The sequence below is a fragment of the Tatumella sp. UBA2305 genome, assembly GCF_002345795.1.
Lineage (GTDB): Bacteria > Pseudomonadota > Gammaproteobacteria > Enterobacterales > Enterobacteriaceae > Tatumella > Tatumella morbirosei.
In genome coordinates this window covers 77,253-95,390 of record NZ_DDVT01000003.1, presented here as the reverse complement: position 1 = coordinate 95,390, position 18,138 = coordinate 77,253, and the positions used below count along the sequence as shown (strand labels likewise).

The window sequence follows — 18,138 nt, the reverse complement described above, 5'->3', positions numbered from 1 at the left end:
TTGTTGCAGGAATTGTTTAATGCTCTATGGATATACCGACGTCATTATGAAAGGCGCGCTGGTAACGATTGAACTGGCAATCAGTTCTGTGGTTCTGGCGGTTATTTTGGGACTGATAGGCGCCGGAGCCAAACTTTCAAAAAGCACAATCTTACGATCTGTGTTCGGTTTATATACCACCATTATTCGTGGCATCCCCGATCTGGTGTTGATGCTGCTTATCTATTACGGCCTGCAGATCGCTCTTAATCAGTTTACTGACCTGATCGGTTGGGATCAGATTGATATCGATCCCATGGCGGCCGGGATTATCACCATCGGCTTTATCTACGGCGCTTATTTTACCGAGACGTTCCGTGGGGCTTTCCTGTCAGTCCCTAAGGGGCAGACGGAAGCAGCTACGGCTTATGGCATGACCAGTTCTCAGGTATTTCGTCGGGTGTTATTTCCGTTAATGATGCGTTTCGCACTGCCTGCCATAGGTAACAACTGGCAGGTGATTCTAAAAGCGACTGCATTAGTGTCATTACTTGGCCTGGAAGATGTGATTAAAGCGACGCAACTGGCAGGTAAAAGCACCTGGCAGCCGTTCTACTTCGCGATTGTCGCCGGAGTCATCTATCTGTTCTTTACCACAGTCTCCAATGGTGTGTTGTGGTGGCTGGAACGCCGCTATTCAGTTGGGGTGAAAAAGGCCGAATTATGATTGATATTATTCACGATTATTGGCAGTCACTGCTCTGGACGGACGGCTACCGGTTTACCGGCGTTGCGGTAACACTCTGGCTGTTAATTTTGTCCGTAGTGATTGGTGGAGTGATGGCCGTCATACTGGCAATTGCGCGGGTGTCATCGAACCGTTTTATTAGTACTCCGGTATGGATTTTTACCTATGTTTTTCGTGGTACCCCCTTGTATGTACAGCTATTGGTGTTTTACACCGGAATGTATACCCTGGAAGTGGTGAAAGGCAATGAGTTGCTGAATGCCTTCTTCCGTAGCGGTATGAACTGTACCTTACTGGCATTTGCACTGAATACCTGCGCTTATACCACCGAGGTCTTTGCCGGAGCTATTCGTTCTGTACCACACGGTGAAATTGAAGCCGCGCGGGCTTATGGTTTTTCCCGTTTTAAAATGTATCGTTGTATCATTCTTCCTGCAGCGCTGCGTATTGCACTGCCGGCATACAGTAACGAAGTTATACTGATGTTGCACTCCACATCACTGGCGTTTACCGCCACGGTGCCCGACGTTCTGAAAATAGCCAGAGACATTAATGCCGCGACATATCAGCCTTTTACTGCGTTTGGTATTGCTGCGATTATTTATCTGGTCATTTCCTATGGTCTGATTACCCTGTTCCGTATGGCCGAGCGTCGCTGGCTGCCACATGTTAAATCCTGATCCCGCTGAGTAAAAATATGGCTGAAATAAAATTAAGTGTGACAGAACTCCACAAACGTTATGGAGAACATGAGGTTCTCAAGGGAGTTTCATTACAGGCTGCGGCTGGTGATGTGATTAGTATTATCGGATCTTCCGGATCCGGTAAGAGTACGTTTTTACGCTGTATTAATTTTCTGGAAAAACCCAGCGAGGGCACGATTGCGCTGAACAAAGAAAATATTAATCTGGTGCGTGACAAAGATGGCCAGCTTAAGGTGGCCGATAAAGAACAATTGCGGAAATTACGCACCCGTCTGACCATGGTGTTCCAGCACTTCAACCTGTGGAGTCACATGACCGTGCTGGAAAACGTGATGGAAGCTCCGGTTCATGTTCTGGGAATCAGCAAGCAGGAAGCCCGTGAACGGGCAATTAAGTATCTGGATAAAGTCGGTATTGATGAAAGGGCACGGGCGAAATATCCGGTGCATCTGTCAGGTGGTCAACAGCAGCGCGTATCCATTGCCAGGGCGCTGGCGATGGAGCCTGAGGTTCTGTTATTCGATGAACCGACATCAGCGCTTGACCCTGAACTGGTGGGCGAAGTGCTGCGAATTATGCAGCAACTCGCTGAAGAGGGGAAAACCATGGTGGTGGTTACCCATGAGATGGAGTTTGCCCGCCACGTCTCTAACCATGTTATTTTCCTGCATCAGGGGAAAATTGAAGAGCAGGGCCATCCTGAGACGGTGTTCAGTCAGCCGAAAAGCCCACGTCTTCAGCAGTTTCTTTCCGGCGCATTAAAATAACCACCTTCCTGCCTGTATCACTATCTGTGATACAGGCAGGAGTATATTTAGCAGGAGTTGCTGCACAAACTATCGCTTCTCTGACGAAGAAATAGTCAGCAATTGCCTTCCTGCCAAAAATTCTGTAAACAGATATTTATCGTCACGCATAGCGAGAACTGTTTATGTCTTCTCCCGGATTAATTTTGTGGTCTGACTCAGGATTTCATAGTCCTTATGCTATGTCAGTGTATGTTTGTTTACAGGAGAAAGGGCTGCGTTTTAGCGTAAATACGCTGGATCTGGAACAGAACCAGCATACCCGCCCGGAGCTGTCTTCGCTGTTGCTGACAGGGCGCGTCCCTTGTCTGCAACATGATGGGTTTACACTGTCTGAATCTTCAGCTATCGCTGAGTACCTCGACGAGACATTCCCTGCACCAGACTATCCACGAGTTTATCCGTCTAATCATCAGCAAAAAGCGATGGCCAGACAGGTCCAGGCCTGGTTACGCAGTGATTTTCTGGCATTACGTACGGAGCGCCCAACCGATGTTATTTTTTCCGGAAGAAAATACCCGCCGTTGTCGGCTGCGGGGGAACGTGATGTAAAAAAACTGATCTGTGGTGCTTCTCAACTGATAGGGCAACATTCTTCGTTGTTTGGTCAATGGTCAGTGGCTGACTGTGATTTAGCCGTGATGCTTAACCGACTGGCAAAGCATGGTGATCCTTTGCCGGAAAGACTTCAGGAGTATGCAGCATTTCAGTGGCAACGAGCATCGATACAGTTGTGGGTGAATGAAGCGGTAAAGCTAAATAACAAATAAACCGGCGATGGGCAGAGTGATATTTAACATTAACTTTACGTCCATTGTAATAATTGTCTGATAATATTAGATACTGTGAGTATCTGCGAGATAAAAGGGTTACGGATGGTGGAGCTAATTCCTGAAGACGGTATTGAGTGGGTTGATATCGTAAGTGAAGATGATGAAGTCGTCAAAACAGCCAGTCGCGCGCAAATGCGTGCAGAGTGTCTCCGTCATCGGGCAACCTATATCGTGGTGCATGATGGAATGGGGCGAATTCTGGTTCAGCGTCGTACAGAGATTAAGGATTTTATGCCGGGGAAGCTGGACGCAACTGCGGGTGGCGTAGTTCAGTCAGGTGAAGATTTGCTGATTTCTGCACGGCGTGAAGCTGAGGAAGAACTTGGCATTGCTGATGTGCCTTTTGCTGAACACGGAAAATTCTACTTTGAGGATCAGCACTGTCGTGTCTGGGGGGCATTATTCAGTTGTGTGTGTCACGGCCCCTTTGCAATGCAGGAAAGCGAAGTCGCAGAAATCTTCTGGATGACACCGGAAGAAATTACTGTACGTTGTGATGAGTTTACCGACGACTCGCTTAAAGCGTTATCTTTATGGATGAGTCGTAACAGTGAAGCCCGTCGCGCATCTAACGAAATTCAGTCCTGATTCACAGATCGAAGGCCATAAAGTCAACAGGCGGGCAATATGCCCGCCTGTTTCGTTGCTGGTTGAAACCCTATTATTAATGCGTTTCGGCCTGTTTTGACTGGATGGCAGTCAGCGCGATGGTATAGACAATGTCATCCACTAAGGCACCACGCGACAGGTCATTCACTGGTTTACGCATTCCCTGCAACATCGGTCCGATAGAGATCAGATTCGCCGAGCGCTGAACTGCCTTATAGGTAGTATTTCCGGTATTCAAATCCGGGAAGATAAACACAGTCGCACGACCGGCAACCACTGAATCAGGGGCTTTAGATTTCGCCACATCTTCCATTATCGCCGCATCGTACTGTAAGGGGCCGTCGATGATTAAGTCCGGGCGTTTCTCTTTGGCCAGGCGAGTGGCCTCCCTGACCTTTTCAACATCACTGCCTGCGCCTGAATTTCCGGTGGAATACGAGATCATTGCCACTCTAGGCTCTATGCCAAAGGCAGTGGCTGAGTCTGCAGACTGAATCGCAATTTCGGCCAGTTGTTCGGCAGTAGGGTCCGGGTTAATGGCACAATCGCCGTACACCAGCACCTGCTCCGGCAGCAGCATAAAGAACACGGAGGAGACCAGTGAACTGTTAGGTGCAGTCTTAATCAGTTGCAGAGGGGGACGAATGGTGTTTGCGGTGGTATGAACTGCCCCGGAAACCAGACCGTCCACTTCGTTTTTCTCCAGCATCAGTGTTCCGAGAACGACATTATCTTCCAACTGTTCTCTGGCGACAATTTCTGTCATCCCCTTACTCTTACGCAGCTCAACCAGCCTGGCCACATAATCTTCACGTACCTTCAGGGGATCGATCACCTCGATCCCTTTGCCAAGGGTGACACCCTGGGTGGCCGCTACCCGATGAATTTCATCCGGAGAGCCCAACAGGATACAGGTGGCTATCCCACGTGCTGCACAGATGGCAGCTGCTTTGACGGTTCTAGGCTCATCCCCTTCCGGCAGTACAATGCGTTTAGCTGCCTGACGGGCCAGTTCTGTCAACTGATAACGGAAGGCCGGAGGTGATAGCAGACGGTTACCGACAGAGGCACCACTGAGTGAGTCCACCCAGTCCGTATCGATATAACTTGCTACATACTCCTGAATTTTTTCAATTCGCTGAGTATCATCGATCGGAACTTCCAGATTAAAGCTCTGCAAATTAAGCGAGGTTTGCCAGGTGTTAGTATTCACGGTAAAGACGGGCAGTCCGGTTTGTAGTGCCCGGGAGCAAAGAGCCTGGATCGGTGGATCGATTTCATAGCCGCCGGTCAGTAAAATAGCCCCAATTTCTACACCGTTCATGGCTGCAAGGCAGGCCGAAACAAGCACATCTGGCCGGTCTGCCGATGTCACCAGCAGAGAACCCGGGCGAAATAACTCCAGCATATGTGGCAGGCTGCGGGCACAGAAGGTGACTGACTGAATACGCCGGGTGTGAATATCACCTTCGTTAACCACTCTGGCGTTCAGATGACGACACATATCAATGGCCCGGGTAGCTATCAGGTCAAAACTCCAGGGAATACATCCGAGCACCGGTAACGGACTGCTTTCACGAAGTTTGGTGGTATCCAGATTGGCAATACTCGCTTCGGTGGAATCTTCAAAAATTTCAGAAAGGTCAGGGCGGGTCCGGCCTTGATCATCGACCGGAGCATTAAGCTTATTAATGATGATACCTGAAATGTTTTTATTTTTCTTTCCACCGAAACTGCTCTGAATAATTTCGAGACGTTCTCTGAACTGGGCGGCGGTATCGTTGCCGGGGGACATCACAAAGATGATTTCGGCATTCAGAGTTCGGGCAATTTCATAGTTCAGAGTATTAGCGAATTCATGCTTACGGGTAGGGACGAGACCTTCGACTAATACCACCTCAGCATCACGGGCGTTCTCGTGATAACGGGCAATAATCTCTTCCATTAATACATCCTGCTGATTAGAGCCCAGCAGATTTTCGACATATGACATACGGAGGGGTTCTGCAGCAGGAATCACAGAATTATGACGAATAATAGCCGTGGTGTGATCATCTGCATCGTTGTTGGAACGAGGCTGCGCAATAGGTTTAAAGATACTCAGGCGCATCCCTTTTCGTTCCATAGCACGGATAACACCGAGACTGACGCTGGTCAGACCGACACTGGTGCCGGTAGGAATTAGCATAATTGTGCGGGACACAATCGACCTCTCTTTTTTGTTCGTTCCTAAAACAACACCGTCAGACTTAGCTGACGGTGGGGGGATAAATCAGGCTGTCAGTCTTGCCGCATCCCGGGCAATGACGAGTTCTTCATTAGTTGGGATAACCAGTACCGGGCGGGTTCCGGGTTGATTGATAAAGCCGGATTCGCCGAAACGTGCCGCCAGGTTGCTGTCATCATCCACTGCCATGTTCAGTAAGGCCAGTTTATTCAATGTCAGTTCCCGAACTTTGGCTGCATTTTCACCAATTCCGCCGGTGAACACGACAGCATCCAACCGGCCGTCCATCAGGCATGTATAGGCACCAATATATTTTGCCAGACGATGACAGAAGACGTCCATGGCACGCCGGGCATTTTCCAGAGTCAGGTAATTATCTTCCAGATAACGACAATCGCTGGTGGTTTCGGTCAGACCCAGAAGACCCGACTCTTTGGTCAGCATGTGGTTGATCTGTTCTGTGTTCATCCCCAGATTATCGTGCAGGAAGAAAATGATCGCCGGATCAATATCACCACAGCGGGTACCCATCACCAGGCCCTCCAGCGGGGTCAGCCCCATTGAGGTATCAACAGACTGACCATCGCGGATGGCTGTGACCGATCCACCATTACCAAGATGACAGGTGATAACGTTGAGTGTTTCCACCGGTTTTTCCAGCATCCGGGCCGCTTCACGCGATACGTAATAATGGCTGGTACCATGAGCGCCATAACGGCGAATGCCATGCTGTTTGTAGAGTTTATACGGGAGAGCGTAAAGATAAGACTCTTCAGGCATTGTCTGGTGGAAAGCGGTATCAAATACCGCTACATTTTTACCGGAAAGATGTGGAAAGTTTTTCAGCGCTTCTCTGATGCCTATAAGATGAGCCGGATTATGTAACGGAGCAAAATTAGAAGACTTGCGGATTTTCTCAATGACCTGGTCATTGATAACCACCGATTCTGTCAGGCTCTCACCGCCGTGGACGACCCGATGCCCGATAGCTACAATTTTATCTGAAAGTTCAGGTTGATGGTGCAGGATAGTGTGGACAATAAAATCGAGGGCTTCACTATGGGCAGCACCAGCCCCCAGTGTGGCTTCCTGTTTATTGCCATCATGTTTCCACTTTATCCTGGCTTCCGGCAAATTGAAGCATTCAGCCAGTCCTGAAAGGTATTCATCCCCGCTTTCAGGGTCTATGATGGCAAACTTCAAAGAAGAACTGCCGCAGTTAAGAACCAGGACTAACTTACTCGACATGGAAGCACCTATTTGTTTAAAGTGGCGATTAACAGCGCCATCAGACGTTAATGTAACCCATGAATGCAGACAGGTTTAGAATAAATACCCGGGCAGGGCAATATATTGTCCATACTCAAAAAAATCAGTTATTTCTGCACTTTTTTTTGAGTGTGTGACGATAAGTTGCCGTCTCCGGAGCCACACATTTTGGCTGAATCAGCGACTGCTCAACAGCCAACGGGTAGTTACAGCGAGCATAAATTTACCCTGGTTGATGGTCGGATTTCAAAATTTTTTGATATTTTATTGATATAATTGAGGTGCCGTGATGAGTAATTCAGGCAATGTAAGCTGGTTTGGCGTATTGCAACGCGGGCAACACTATATGAAAACCTGGCCTGATGATAAACGTCTGAGCCCGGTGTTTCCTGAGCACCGTGTCGGTAAGGCGATACGTTTTGCTGTACGTTTTATGCCACCGCTGGCTGTCTTTACCCTCTGCTGGCAGATTGCCCTGCATGCGCAATTGGGACCGGCAGTAGCCAGTGCCTTATTTGCCTGCAGTCTGCCATTACAGGGGCTGTGGTGGATGGGTAAACGTTCAATGAAACCACTGCCACCGTCATTGTTGAACTGGTATCACGCCTTGCGGGAAAAACTCGCCGAGGCAGGCCAGACCACAGCCATGCCGGAGGGGACGCCGACCTACCAGTCTTTGGCGGATATTCTGAAACGGGCATTTCGTCAGCTGGATAAAACGTTTCTTGATGATCTGTGACAGGACGCGGTAGCGCCTGTAGTATGGCCGTAAACGGACGAACGCCACCCAATCTACGGCTAAATGATGTGTATTAAGAGTAGCGACTTCGATACGGCCCGGGCAAAACAATGTTTAAAACCTTTTTGTTTGATTTAGATGGTACTTTGGTGGACTCATTACCGGCAGTCGAGCTTGCCTGGACAGAGTGGGGGCACAGACATCAGATTGATGCTCAGCAGATCCTCAGCTTTATCCATGGTAAGCAGGCGATTACCTCATTGCGTCATTTTCTGGCGGGTAAAGCTGACTCTCTGATCCGCGAGGAGTTTGCCTGGCTTGAACATCGCGAAGCGACACAAACCGAGGGGATTGTCCCACTCCCAGGGGCTACGCTGTTGCTTGAATCGTTAAACCGTCAGCAGATCCCGTGGGCCATTGTCACTTCCGGGAGTTATCCTGTCGCGTTTGCCCGTTATCAGTGTCTTGGGTTGCCGATGCCGGAAGTTTTTATCACGGCTGAACAAATTGCCAGGGGTAAACCAGAGCCCGACCCCTATCTGACAGGTGCACAACAAATGGGATGTAGCCCACAACAATGTGTGGTGGTTGAAGATGCCAGCGCCGGGGTGATTTCAGGCCTGACGGCAGGTTGTGCGGTAGTAGCAGTGAATGCTCCTCAGGAAACGCCCGGCATTGAAAACTGCCTGCTGCGTCTGACTTCGCTAGAGCAATTATCTGTGCACCTTCAGGAAGATAACAGCTTCCGGCTCAGTAAAATGCCCTGAACTACTGTGATTAATGCCCGCGACGGAGTAACGCGGGCATTCACTGCGGCAAAATATTAGTGATAATGTTCTGAAATTTTATCCAGTGTTGTGGTGCAGCTTGCACAAAATACTTCCATAAAATCATTTACTTCTGGCATCTCATTTCTGAGCTCAGTAATTCGACTCTCCAGGCCTTCTTTTACATGCTGAAATTCATCGTTATGGAAGCGCAGTTCATTTAATGCCTTGATGTATGCCGATAAAATATCAGCGGCTTTGACGATAGCTTTATAGCGCGGATCGACATTTTTCTGAATGATCAATCCTGAGAAGCTTTCCCGTAAATCCTCGGGCAGAGTCTCGATGCATTCCTGCTCTGCCAGGGTTTCCAGTCTCTTAAACGCTTCAGTGAATTGTGGATTGTGGTACTTGGTTTTGGAGTTAATATCCTGCAACTTGGTTTCAGAGACTTCATGGTACAAGGCGATCACCGCAGCCCTGTCTGGATCCAGGGTGTTACCATAACGCTTATTACCAATGACGGTCAGTAAATGGGCGATGACGGCGACCTGATGGCTATGTTCTGCGACATTTTCTTTCTGAAAACAATGCATTAATGCCCAACGTTTGATTAACGGCATCCGGGTGATCCATGCCATAAATGTACTTTGTAGTTTCATTATCAGGTTCCTTAAGCGCCGGTATCTGTTGACATTGGCGTCAATAATAGCAGGAGTTAGTGGCTGCAGGACGGCAAAACAACAGGGTAAAGCAGGTGAGGGTCATGGAAAAGCAGAGAGCCGGCCCCGAAGGGCCGGACGGCAGAGCAGAGCCTACTGGCGATAATGTTCCAGGAAACGGCCAAATTTTCCGATAGCCATTTCCAGATCATCAACCCTTGGCAGAGTGACTATCCGCACATGGTCAGGCCAGGGCCAGTTAAAGGCAGTACCTTGTACCAGCAAAACTTTTTCCTGGAGCAGGAAATCCAGAACCATTTTCTGATCGTCATGGAGGTTGAACTTTTTAGGATCGATACGCGGGAACATATACAACGCCCCCTGTGGTTTCACACAACTGACCCCCGGAATATCATTAATCAGTTCCCATGCCCGGTTCCTCTGTTGGTACAAGCGACCTTCCGGGACAATGAATTCGCTAATGCTCTGGTAACCCCCCAATGCTGTCTGGATAGCATGCTGTGCCGGAACGTTGGCACACAGTCGCATCGAGGCCAGCATTTCCAGCCCTTCAATATAGCCTTTGGCATGCTTTTTGGGGCCGTTAAGTACCATCCATCCCTGACGGAATCCGGCAACCCGGTAGGTTTTAGATAACCCGTTAAATGTCACCGTCAGTAAATCCGGGGCAAGTGCCGCGATGGAGTGATGCTGAGCCTCATCGTAAAGAATTTTATCGTAAATCTCGTCAGCAAAAATAATCAGGTTATGTTCGCGGGCGATAGCCACAATTTCCAGCAACAACTCTTTGCTGTAAACGGCTCCGGTCGGATTATTAGGGTTAATAATTACTATCCCACGGGTGCGGGGGGTAATTTTGGCCCGGATATCTTCAAGATCAGGAAACCAGCCGGCAGACTCGTCGCACAGATAATGAACGGCTTTACCACTGGATAATGAAACAGAGGCTGTCCACAGTGGATAATCCGGAGCCGGAACCAGCATTTCATCACCAGTGTTCAGCAACGCCTGCATAGATTGCAGAATTAATTCTGAGACTCCATTACCGATATAAATATCTTCTACCGTCACATCGCGCATTCCACGTTTTTGGTAGTGCTGCATAATGGCTTTACGGGCGGAATAGAGCCCTTTTGAATCACAGTAACCCTGAGACGTTGGCAGATGTTTAATCACATCAACCAAAATTTCGTCCGGTGCTTCAAATCCGAACGGTGCGGGATTTCCGATGTTGAGTTTGAGAACTTTGTTACCTTCTTCTTCAAGGCGCTTCGCCTCTTTCAGAACCGGACCCCGGATATCGTAACAGACGTTATCAAGTTTCGCGGATTTTTCAATTTTCTGTGTCATTACAATCGCCTTGGATGGCAGAGTCCATTTGTCTGCTCTGTGAGTCATCCCTATAAATGTACTCCTCTGATCCGGCTAAAAGAAGGGTAAAGATGTGTTTTGGCGAGTTGTTCAGCTTATCAGTTATTTTAATGTTATTATGTAATATGAATCATTAATTTTTTAGATTGAATGACTGCGTTATGTAGTAAAAGTAGTTTTTTGTTCTGTGGTTTTTTTTTGTGTATCTGCTTGATATTGACTAAATATCTGACAATTCTATTTCCGGGAGAAAAATAGAATTTGGCATATACAGGTTAATGTTAATTGATTATTTTTCTTTGTAATCGCTTTCATTTTTATTGTAAAGATTAGAAAATCAACAAACTGCATTTCGAATTAATAGTTAATTAAGATAATTCTGCTAAATTCTAATAAATACCGACGTTTTATTTATCATTAAGCTGGAAAATTACATATTAAAACATAGGGATAGTTTATTTCTTAGGAGGGTGGGACTTTAAAGGAAAGTCCGACGGTAAAAGAATGGGGAATCAGAGTCTCTGAATATGAACCAGGTCAAAAATTATGTATTTTTATATAAAAACAATTCCAATTTACGGTTAAAAATGATTAAGTATTATTAATAAAATTAATGCGATTGAAATCTGCAATGAATTTTACGCGCTGCCTTTTAATCAGGCAGAAGTCATCTAAAATTATTGAAGCAGCATTCCGGAGGTAATGCAGTAGCAACCAGGTGAAGTATCGAAGCTAATTGCCTGTATTAACTCGAGATTTCTGGGTCTCTTAGGGGGTTGATTTGACTGGCCTGATTGCCGTCTATCCCTGACCTGAAGATCTCCGGGTTCTGTTTAGTTCCTGTCAACAGACGGGTTAAGAAGTAACACCAGGGCAGTAAGTAATAAAAACTCATAAGTGACTATAAAATATGACAAATACTAATCCTCCAATTATGAATCTGGACCTCGACCTGTTAAGGACATTTGTGGCAGTAGCTGACCTGAATACATTCGCTGCAGCAGCAGCGGCAGTTTGCCGGACGCAATCTGCAGTGAGTCAGCAAATGCAGAGGCTTGAGCAACTGGTTGGCAAAGAACTGTTTGCCAGACACGGCCGTAATAAGTTATTGACCGAACATGGAATTCAGTTACTGGGTTACGCCCGCAAGATATTACGTTTTAATGACGAAGCTTGTGCATCTCTTTTGTACAGCAATGTTCAGGGTGTACTAACCATAGGCGTTACCGAAGACACTGCTGAAACGTTGTTGCCTTATGTCCTTAATCGTATTACTGCTTTGTATCCGAAACTGACGATTGATATTCGTATCAATCCTTCGGCAACGGTTTTCACGCTGCTGGAAAATAAAGAGGTTGATATTGTGCTCGCTACGGCAGGCCATGAAGGTGTCGTCAGCCAGGTATTACGTACATCGCCGACATTATGGTTCTGTGCCGCAGATTATGCTTTTCGCCATGGCGAAGCATTGCCTCTGGTTTTACAGGATGAGCCGAATCCTTACCGTGAAATAGCGATTGACAGTCTGAACCGAAATGGCACGTTGTGGCGAATTTCTTATGTGGCTACCTCGTTGTCTGCAGTGAAAGTCGCCGTAAAATCAGGGTTGGGGGCGACTGCACGTCCTGCAGAAATGATTGGCCCGGAAGTTCGGGTTTTGGGGAATGCCGAAGGGCTGCCTGCGTTACCCGATACTCAGTATTTACTGTGTCGTCTGGAGAACAGCGATAACGAGCTACTGCGGTCAATTTTTACCGTGTTACAACCGCTGGCTGATCCTTCACATCCGCTGTCTACACATGATGAATATTGTGGTGACGATGAAGAGGATATTGCTGAGCTTAATGTCAAAGATCTTGCTGGCGAATAGCACATAATCTTCATTCCGGGGTTGACCCCGGCCCAAAAATACCCGTCTGCAGTGCAATCGCTGGCGGGTGTTTTATCTTCGGAATTTTCTCCTCTGCTGCGAAAAAAAACGGCATATGGTTGTTTTTTGCTCACTCCCGCCACAAGCCTGTTCTCGATCAAAAAAATAATCTGTGTTCTGGAAGGAAAATTATCAAAGACCTGCCAGACTATAAGGACTTAGTGTGTGATTTGAACAGGTTGTCAGTTATGCAACCTTAACTGAAGCGATTTAGCTGGACGTAGGCGCACTACTTGTTAATAATATGTTTTGTTTGTGAATTAGTCTTTAACCATAATTGTCAAGGTTGACAAAAGGTTACTAAAAGGGGTAAAAAAACCATAAAAATGCTGTGGATACGAAGCGACAGCACTCTTTATAACGTTAATACCCTTCCCTTGAATTGTTGTGGTGATGGACGGTTGCTGTTTGAGAAGTCTCTGAGCCACGTTTGATGAGTAAGCATGAGTATGTCAACAACCATTGAAGTAATTGCACATCATTGGGCTTTCGTTGTATTTGTCGTCATTGCCTTCGGACTCTGTGCCTTCATGTTAACCGGTGGCTGGTTACTCGGTGGCAGGGCCAAAGCCCGATACAAAAATACTCCTTTCGAATCGGGTATCGACGCGGTCGGTAATACTCAGTTGCGCTTGTCTGCAAAATTTTATCTGGTGGCGATGTTCTTCGTCATTTTCGATGTTGAAGCCCTGTTTCTTTACGCCTGGTCTACGTCGGTGCGTGAAAGTGGCTGGGTCGGCTTTGCAGAAGCGACAATTTTTATTTTGGTATTACTGGCAGGTCTGGTTTATCTGGCGCGAATTGGTGCGCTGGACTGGGCGCCTGCCCGGCATCGTGTTCCTGTCACTACTGACGCTGGACGCAGTGATATTCCCTCTCAAAAGCAGTAACAGCGAGGCATTAAAATGGACTATACGCTGACCCGCATAGACCCCGAAGGTAATGGCGACAATGATCGTTACCCTTTGCAGAAACAAGAAATTGTTAGCGATCCCCTTGAGCAGCATGTCCATCGCAGTGTGTACATGGGCAAACTCGAACACGCATTACATGACATGGTTAACTGGGGCAGAAAAAACTCGCTCTGGCCTTATAACTTCGGTCTTTCCTGCTGTTATGTCGAAATGACAACCTCTTTTACTGCAGTGCATGATGTGGCGCGCTTTGGCGCGGAGGTTATGCGTGCGTCTCCCCGTCAGGCTGATTTTATGGTGATAGCCGGCACACCGTTTACCAAAATGGCCCCTGTTATTCAGCGTTTATATGATCAGATGCTGGAACCTAAATGGGTTATTTCGATGGGGGCCTGTGCTAACTCCGGCGGAATGTACGATATCTACTCGGTAGTGCAGGGCGTGGATAAATTCCTGCCGGTTGATGTTTACATCCCGGGTTGTCCGCCCCGTCCGGAGGCTTACATGCAGGCATTGTTGCTGTTGCAGGAGTCTATTGGTAAAGAACGTCGTCCTCTTTCCTGGGTCGTCGGCGATCAGGGGGTATATCGGGCCAATATGCCATCGGAGCGTGAACGCAAACGCGGTGAACGTATTGCCGTGACAAACCTGCGCAGCCCGGATGAAATTTAAGCCGATAATTTAGGGATGCTATTTACCGCGCGTTGGCAGAAGTGAACCCGCCGGATTTCATCCTGATGTCATCTTATAAGTGCCTGAGTACGGGCCGAAATGGTGAATATCGTATGACTGATTTGAACACGCAAGACGCCGTTCTGCCGGCATGGCAAACAAAGGATCATCTGAATGATCCTGTTGTTGGTGAATTGCGTAATCGTTTTGGCCCAGAGGCCTTTACTGTTCAGCCCACCCGTACCGGAATACCGGTAGTCTGGGTACCGCGTGAACTATTACCGGAAGTAATTACCTTTTTACGTAAGCTGCCTAAACCTTATGTCATGTTGTATGACCTGCATGGTGTCGATGAACGGTTACGTACTCATCGTCAGGGCTTGCCGGCGGCTGACTTTTCTGTGTTCTACCATCTGTTATCCGTAGAACGTAACCGCGACATCATGATAAAAGTCGCGCTGTCAGAAAACGATCTGAATTTACCCACAGTCACTACTATTTTCCCGAATGCTAACTGGTATGAACGTGAAACCTGGGAAATGTTTGGCATTACCTTCCGTGGTCACCCGCATCTGACCCGTATCATGATGCCAGACACCTGGACTGGTCACCCGCTGCGTAAAGACTATCCGGCCCGCGCGACAGAATTTGATCCGTTCTCACTGACTAAAGCCAAAGAAGATCTGGAGATGGAGGCGTTGACCTTTAATCCGGAAGCCTGGGGCATGAAACGTGGTACCGCGAACGAAGATTTTATGTTCCTGAACCTGGGGCCTAACCACCCGTCTGCCCATGGTGCTTTCCGCATTATTCTGCAACTCGATGGTGAAGAGATTGTCGACTGTGTTCCGGATATCGGTTACCACCACCGTGGCGCCGAGAAAATGGGTGAGCGTCAGTCCTGGCATAGTTATATTCCCTACACCGATCGTATTGAATACCTCGGTGGTTGTGTGAATGAAATGCCCTACGTGCTGGCGGTAGAAAAACTGGCAGGGATCACGGTGCCGGATCGCGTCAATGTGATTCGTGTGATGTTGTCTGAGTTATTCCGTATTAACAGCCACCTGTTATATATCTCCACTTTTATTCAGGATGTCGGGGCAATGACTCCGGTGTTCTTTGCGTTTACTGATCGCCAGAAAATTTATGATGTGGTTGAAGCTATCACCGGTTTCCGTATGCATCCGGCCTGGTTCCGTATCGGCGGTGTGGCGCACGATTTACCGAAAGGTTGGGAACGCCTGCTACGCGATTTCCTCGACTGGATGCCAAAACGTCTGAAAGAGTATGACAAAGCGGCATTACGTAATACGGTTCTGATTGGGCGTTCCAAAGGCGTAGCTGCTTATAACCAAAAAGAAGCGCTGGAGTGGGGCACTACCGGGGCTGCATTACGGGCCACCGGGCTGGATTTCGATGTCCGTAAGTGGCGGCCATACTCAGGCTATGAAAACTTCGATTTCGAGGTCCCTGTCGGCGATGGCGTCAGCGATGCATACAGCCGTGTCATGCTGAAGATGGAAGAGATGTGGCAGTCACTCCGTATTCTTGAACAGTGTCTGAATAATATGCCAGCCGGAGCATTTAAGGCCGATCATCCGCTGACTACTCCGCCGCCGAAAGAACGTACCCTGCAGCATATCGAAACTCTGATCACTCACTTCCTGCAGGTTTCCTGGGGACCGGTGATGCCGGCTAATGAATCGTTCCAGATGATTGAAGCCACCAAGGGGATTAACAGCTACTACCTGACCAGTGATGGCAGCACGATGAGCTACCGGACCCGGGTCAGAACCCCGAGCTTCCCGCACTTGCAGCAAATACCGTCGGTGATTCGTGGCAGCCTGGTTTCAGACCTGATTGTCTATCTCGGCAGTATTGATTTTGTTATGTCTGACGTGGACCGCTAATGATGAATGACCAGAAAATAGCCGTTAAAACGATTGACCCTGCAGAAACTTTTGTGCTGAACGCAGAAGAGTACCAGGCAATTGAACACGAAAAGCATCATTACGAAGATGCCCGTGCAGCGTCGATAGAAGCATTAAAAATTGTTCAGAAACATCGTGGCTGGGTGCCAGACGGTGCAATAGAAGCGATTGCTGATGTGTTGGGTATCCCTGCCAGTGATGTGGAAGGCGTCGCGACCTTTTACAGTCAGATCTATCGTAAACCGGTGGGACGGCACGTTATTCGCTACTGCGACAGTGTGGTCTGCCACATTACCGGTTATCAGGGGATTCAGGCAGCGTTAGAACAGGCGTTAAATATTAAGCCAGGCCAGACGACGGCTGATGGCCGCTTCACTCTGCTGCCGACCTGTTGCCTGGGCAACTGCGACAAAGGGCCGACGATGATGGTCAACGAGCAGACGCATGTCCATCTGACCCCGGAATCGATTGCCACTTTACTGGAGCAGTATCAATGACCGTTAAGACTATCATTCGTACTGCGGAAACCCATCCTCTCACCTGGCGTATGCGTGATGATCAGCAGCCGGTGTTTCTGGAGGAGTACCGCAGTAAAAACGGCTATGCCGGTGCTATTAAAGCGCTGCAGTCGATGGCGCCCGATGAAATTGTGGCGCAAATAAAAGATTCCGGGCTGAAAGGGCGTGGTGGTGCGGGTTTCTCCACCGGTCTTAAGTGGAGCCTGATGCCAAAAGATGAATCCATGAACATCCGCTACCTGCTGTGTAACGCCGATGAGATGGAACCTGGCACTTATAAAGACCGACTGCTGATGGAACAGATGCCGCATCAGCTGGTGGAAGGGATGTTAATTGCGGCATTCGCTCTGAAAGCTTATCGCGGATATATCTTCCTGCGTGGTGAGTATATTGAAGCTGCCGCTAACCTGCGGCAGGCGATTGAAGAAGCGACAGCGGCCGGACTGCTGGGGAAAAATATCCTCGGGTCCGGTTTTGATTTTGAGCTGATGGTGCATACCGGGGCAGGACGTTATATCTGTGGCGAAGAAACGGCACTGATTAACTCGCTGGAAGGCCGCCGTGCTAACCCTCGCTCTAAGCCGCCATTCCCTGCATCAGCGGGTGCCTGGGGCAAGCCTACCTGTGTAAATAATGTTGAGACTCTGTCGAATGTGCCAGCCATCATCGCCAATGGGGTGGAATGGTACAAAGGGATTTCCGGAAGTGAGGACGCGGGCACCAAGATGATGGGCTTTTCCGGAAGGGTGAAAAACCCCGGTGTCTGGGAATTACCGTTCGGGATCACTGCCCGCGAAATTCTGGAGGATTATGCGGGGGGAATGCGCGATGGGCTGAAATTTAAAGCCTGGCAGCCAGGCGGGGCGGGTACCGATTTTCTGACCGAAAGCCACCTCGATTTGCCGATGGAATTTGCCAGTATTGGTAAGGCCGGGAGCCGCCTGGGAACCGCGCTGGCGATGGCTGTCGACCATGAGATCAATATGGTGTCACTGGTGCGTAATCTTGAAGAGTTCTTCGCCCGTGAATCCTGTGGCTGGTGTACCCCGTGCCGCGATGGTTTGCCCTGGAGCGTGAAGATTCTTCGAGCTCTGGAGCAGGGTAAAGGCCAGCCGGGTGATATTGAAACATTACAGCAATTATGTCGTCAGCTGGGGCCGGGCAAAACATTTTGTGCTCATGCTCCCGGCGCCGTGGAGCCTTTGCAGAGTGCGATAAAATATTTCCGCGACGAGTTTGAAGCGGGTATTGCACCTCAGGTATTCGGCAATCTTAACCAGATTGCGGGCATCCAGCCTAACCTGCTGAAATCACGCTGGTAGCGGGTGTCAGCTTTCGCCTGCACTGTGTGCGAAAGCGGCCCTGAAACCACGAAAATTATAAGTATTTTGTTTAACGCTCGTGCCGGCACGAGCCTTACGGAAGCATGTTCACT

The 18,138-nt window shown here is 48.5% G+C and carries 17 protein-coding genes; 13 read left to right on the top strand and 4 right to left on the bottom strand.

Going from position 1 to position 18,138, the window contains the following annotated elements; translation table 11 throughout:
* Positions 1-19 precede the first annotated feature (19 nt).
* The 5 genes from hisQ to yfcD all read left to right on the top strand — a co-directional run bounded on the left by hisQ (position 20) and on the right by yfcD (position 3,658).
* Positions 20-706 carry a histidine ABC transporter permease HisQ gene (gene hisQ / locus B3Z23_RS01715; RefSeq protein ID WP_294900734.1) on the top strand — a complete coding sequence of 229 codons (687 nt, stop codon included), beginning with the start codon at positions 20-22 and terminating at the stop codon, positions 704-706.
* Positions 703-1,407: an ABC transporter permease gene (locus tag B3Z23_RS01710; protein WP_038021783.1), complete on the top strand. Its 705-nt coding sequence runs from the start codon at positions 703-705 to the stop codon at positions 1,405-1,407. Before hisQ ends, B3Z23_RS01710 begins: the two co-directional genes overlap by 4 nt.
* Positions 1,408-1,424: 17 nt before the next feature.
* Positions 1,425-2,198: a histidine ABC transporter ATP-binding protein HisP gene (gene hisP, locus B3Z23_RS01705; protein ID WP_294900728.1), complete on the top strand. Its 774-nt coding sequence runs from the start codon at positions 1,425-1,427 to the stop codon at positions 2,196-2,198.
* 164 nt (positions 2,199-2,362) lie between these two features.
* A complete protein-coding gene (yfcF, locus tag B3Z23_RS01700; protein ID WP_294900725.1) occupies positions 2,363-3,007 on the top strand; it encodes a glutathione transferase in 645 nt (214 codons plus the stop codon).
* Between the two features lie 105 nt (positions 3,008-3,112).
* Positions 3,113-3,658 carry an NUDIX hydrolase YfcD gene (gene yfcD / locus B3Z23_RS01695; RefSeq protein ID WP_294900722.1) on the top strand — a complete coding sequence of 182 codons (546 nt, stop codon included), beginning with the start codon at positions 3,113-3,115 and terminating at the stop codon, positions 3,656-3,658.
* Positions 3,659-3,734: 76 nt separating this feature from the next.
* Here the strand turns inward: yfcD and pta are convergent, their stop codons facing one another.
* A complete protein-coding gene (pta, locus tag B3Z23_RS01690; protein WP_294901074.1) occupies positions 3,735-5,867 on the bottom strand; it encodes a phosphate acetyltransferase in 2,133 nt (710 codons plus the stop codon).
* A gap of 84 nt (positions 5,868-5,951) precedes the next feature.
* On the bottom strand, positions 5,952-7,154 hold the full coding sequence (locus B3Z23_RS01685) for an acetate kinase (protein ID WP_294900719.1): 1,203 nt from the start codon (positions 7,152-7,154) through the stop codon (positions 5,952-5,954).
* Between the two features lie 310 nt (positions 7,155-7,464).
* On the opposite strand from B3Z23_RS01685, the gene yfbV reads away from it, so the two are divergent.
* The gene (gene yfbV, locus B3Z23_RS01680) at positions 7,465-7,914 is read left to right on the top strand and encodes a terminus macrodomain insulation protein YfbV (RefSeq protein WP_294900716.1); all 450 of its coding nucleotides are present in this window, start codon (positions 7,465-7,467) and stop codon (positions 7,912-7,914) included.
* Positions 7,915-8,024: 110 nt separating this feature from the next.
* Positions 8,025-8,681, top strand: a complete 657-nt coding sequence (locus tag B3Z23_RS01675; protein ID WP_294900713.1) for a sugar phosphatase — start codon at positions 8,025-8,027, stop codon at positions 8,679-8,681.
* 56 nt (positions 8,682-8,737) lie between these two features.
* Here B3Z23_RS01675 and yfbR read toward each other — a convergent pair whose 3' ends face one another.
* Entirely contained in the window at positions 8,738-9,343 is a 606-nt protein-coding gene (gene yfbR / locus B3Z23_RS01670) for a 5'-deoxynucleotidase (protein WP_294900710.1), read from the bottom strand.
* A gap of 153 nt (positions 9,344-9,496) precedes the next feature.
* The gene (locus tag B3Z23_RS01665) at positions 9,497-10,714 is read right to left on the bottom strand and encodes a pyridoxal phosphate-dependent aminotransferase (protein ID WP_038021758.1); all 1,218 of its coding nucleotides are present in this window, start codon (positions 10,712-10,714) and stop codon (positions 9,497-9,499) included.
* Positions 10,715-11,645: 931 nt separating this feature from the next.
* Here B3Z23_RS01665 and B3Z23_RS01660 point away from each other — a divergent pair.
* The 6 genes from B3Z23_RS01660 to nuoF all read left to right on the top strand — a co-directional run bounded on the left by B3Z23_RS01660 (position 11,646) and on the right by nuoF (position 18,025).
* Entirely contained in the window at positions 11,646-12,605 is a 960-nt protein-coding gene (locus B3Z23_RS01660) for a LysR family transcriptional regulator (RefSeq protein ID WP_294900706.1), read from the top strand.
* A gap of 503 nt (positions 12,606-13,108) precedes the next feature.
* On the top strand, positions 13,109-13,555 hold the full coding sequence (locus B3Z23_RS01655; RefSeq protein WP_294900703.1) for an NADH-quinone oxidoreductase subunit A: 447 nt from the start codon (positions 13,109-13,111) through the stop codon (positions 13,553-13,555).
* Positions 13,556-13,570: 15 nt separating this feature from the next.
* Positions 13,571-14,251, top strand: coding sequence for a NuoB/complex I 20 kDa subunit family protein (locus tag B3Z23_RS01650; protein WP_038021753.1), 681 nt, complete (start codon positions 13,571-13,573; stop codon positions 14,249-14,251).
* A 113-nt stretch (positions 14,252-14,364) separates the two neighbouring features.
* The gene (gene nuoC, locus B3Z23_RS01645; protein ID WP_294900699.1) at positions 14,365-16,164 is read left to right on the top strand and encodes an NADH-quinone oxidoreductase subunit C/D; all 1,800 of its coding nucleotides are present in this window, start codon (positions 14,365-14,367) and stop codon (positions 16,162-16,164) included.
* Positions 16,165-16,166: 2 nt separating this feature from the next.
* Complete coding sequence (gene nuoE, locus B3Z23_RS01640) at positions 16,167-16,682, top strand: NADH-quinone oxidoreductase subunit NuoE (protein WP_294901071.1); 516 nt, start codon at positions 16,167-16,169, stop codon at positions 16,680-16,682.
* On the top strand, positions 16,679-18,025 hold the full coding sequence (gene nuoF / locus B3Z23_RS01635; RefSeq protein ID WP_294900696.1) for an NADH-quinone oxidoreductase subunit NuoF: 1,347 nt from the start codon (positions 16,679-16,681) through the stop codon (positions 18,023-18,025). The genes nuoE and nuoF overlap by 4 nt, the downstream gene beginning before the upstream one ends.
* The last annotated feature ends 113 nt before the right edge of the window (positions 18,026-18,138 follow it).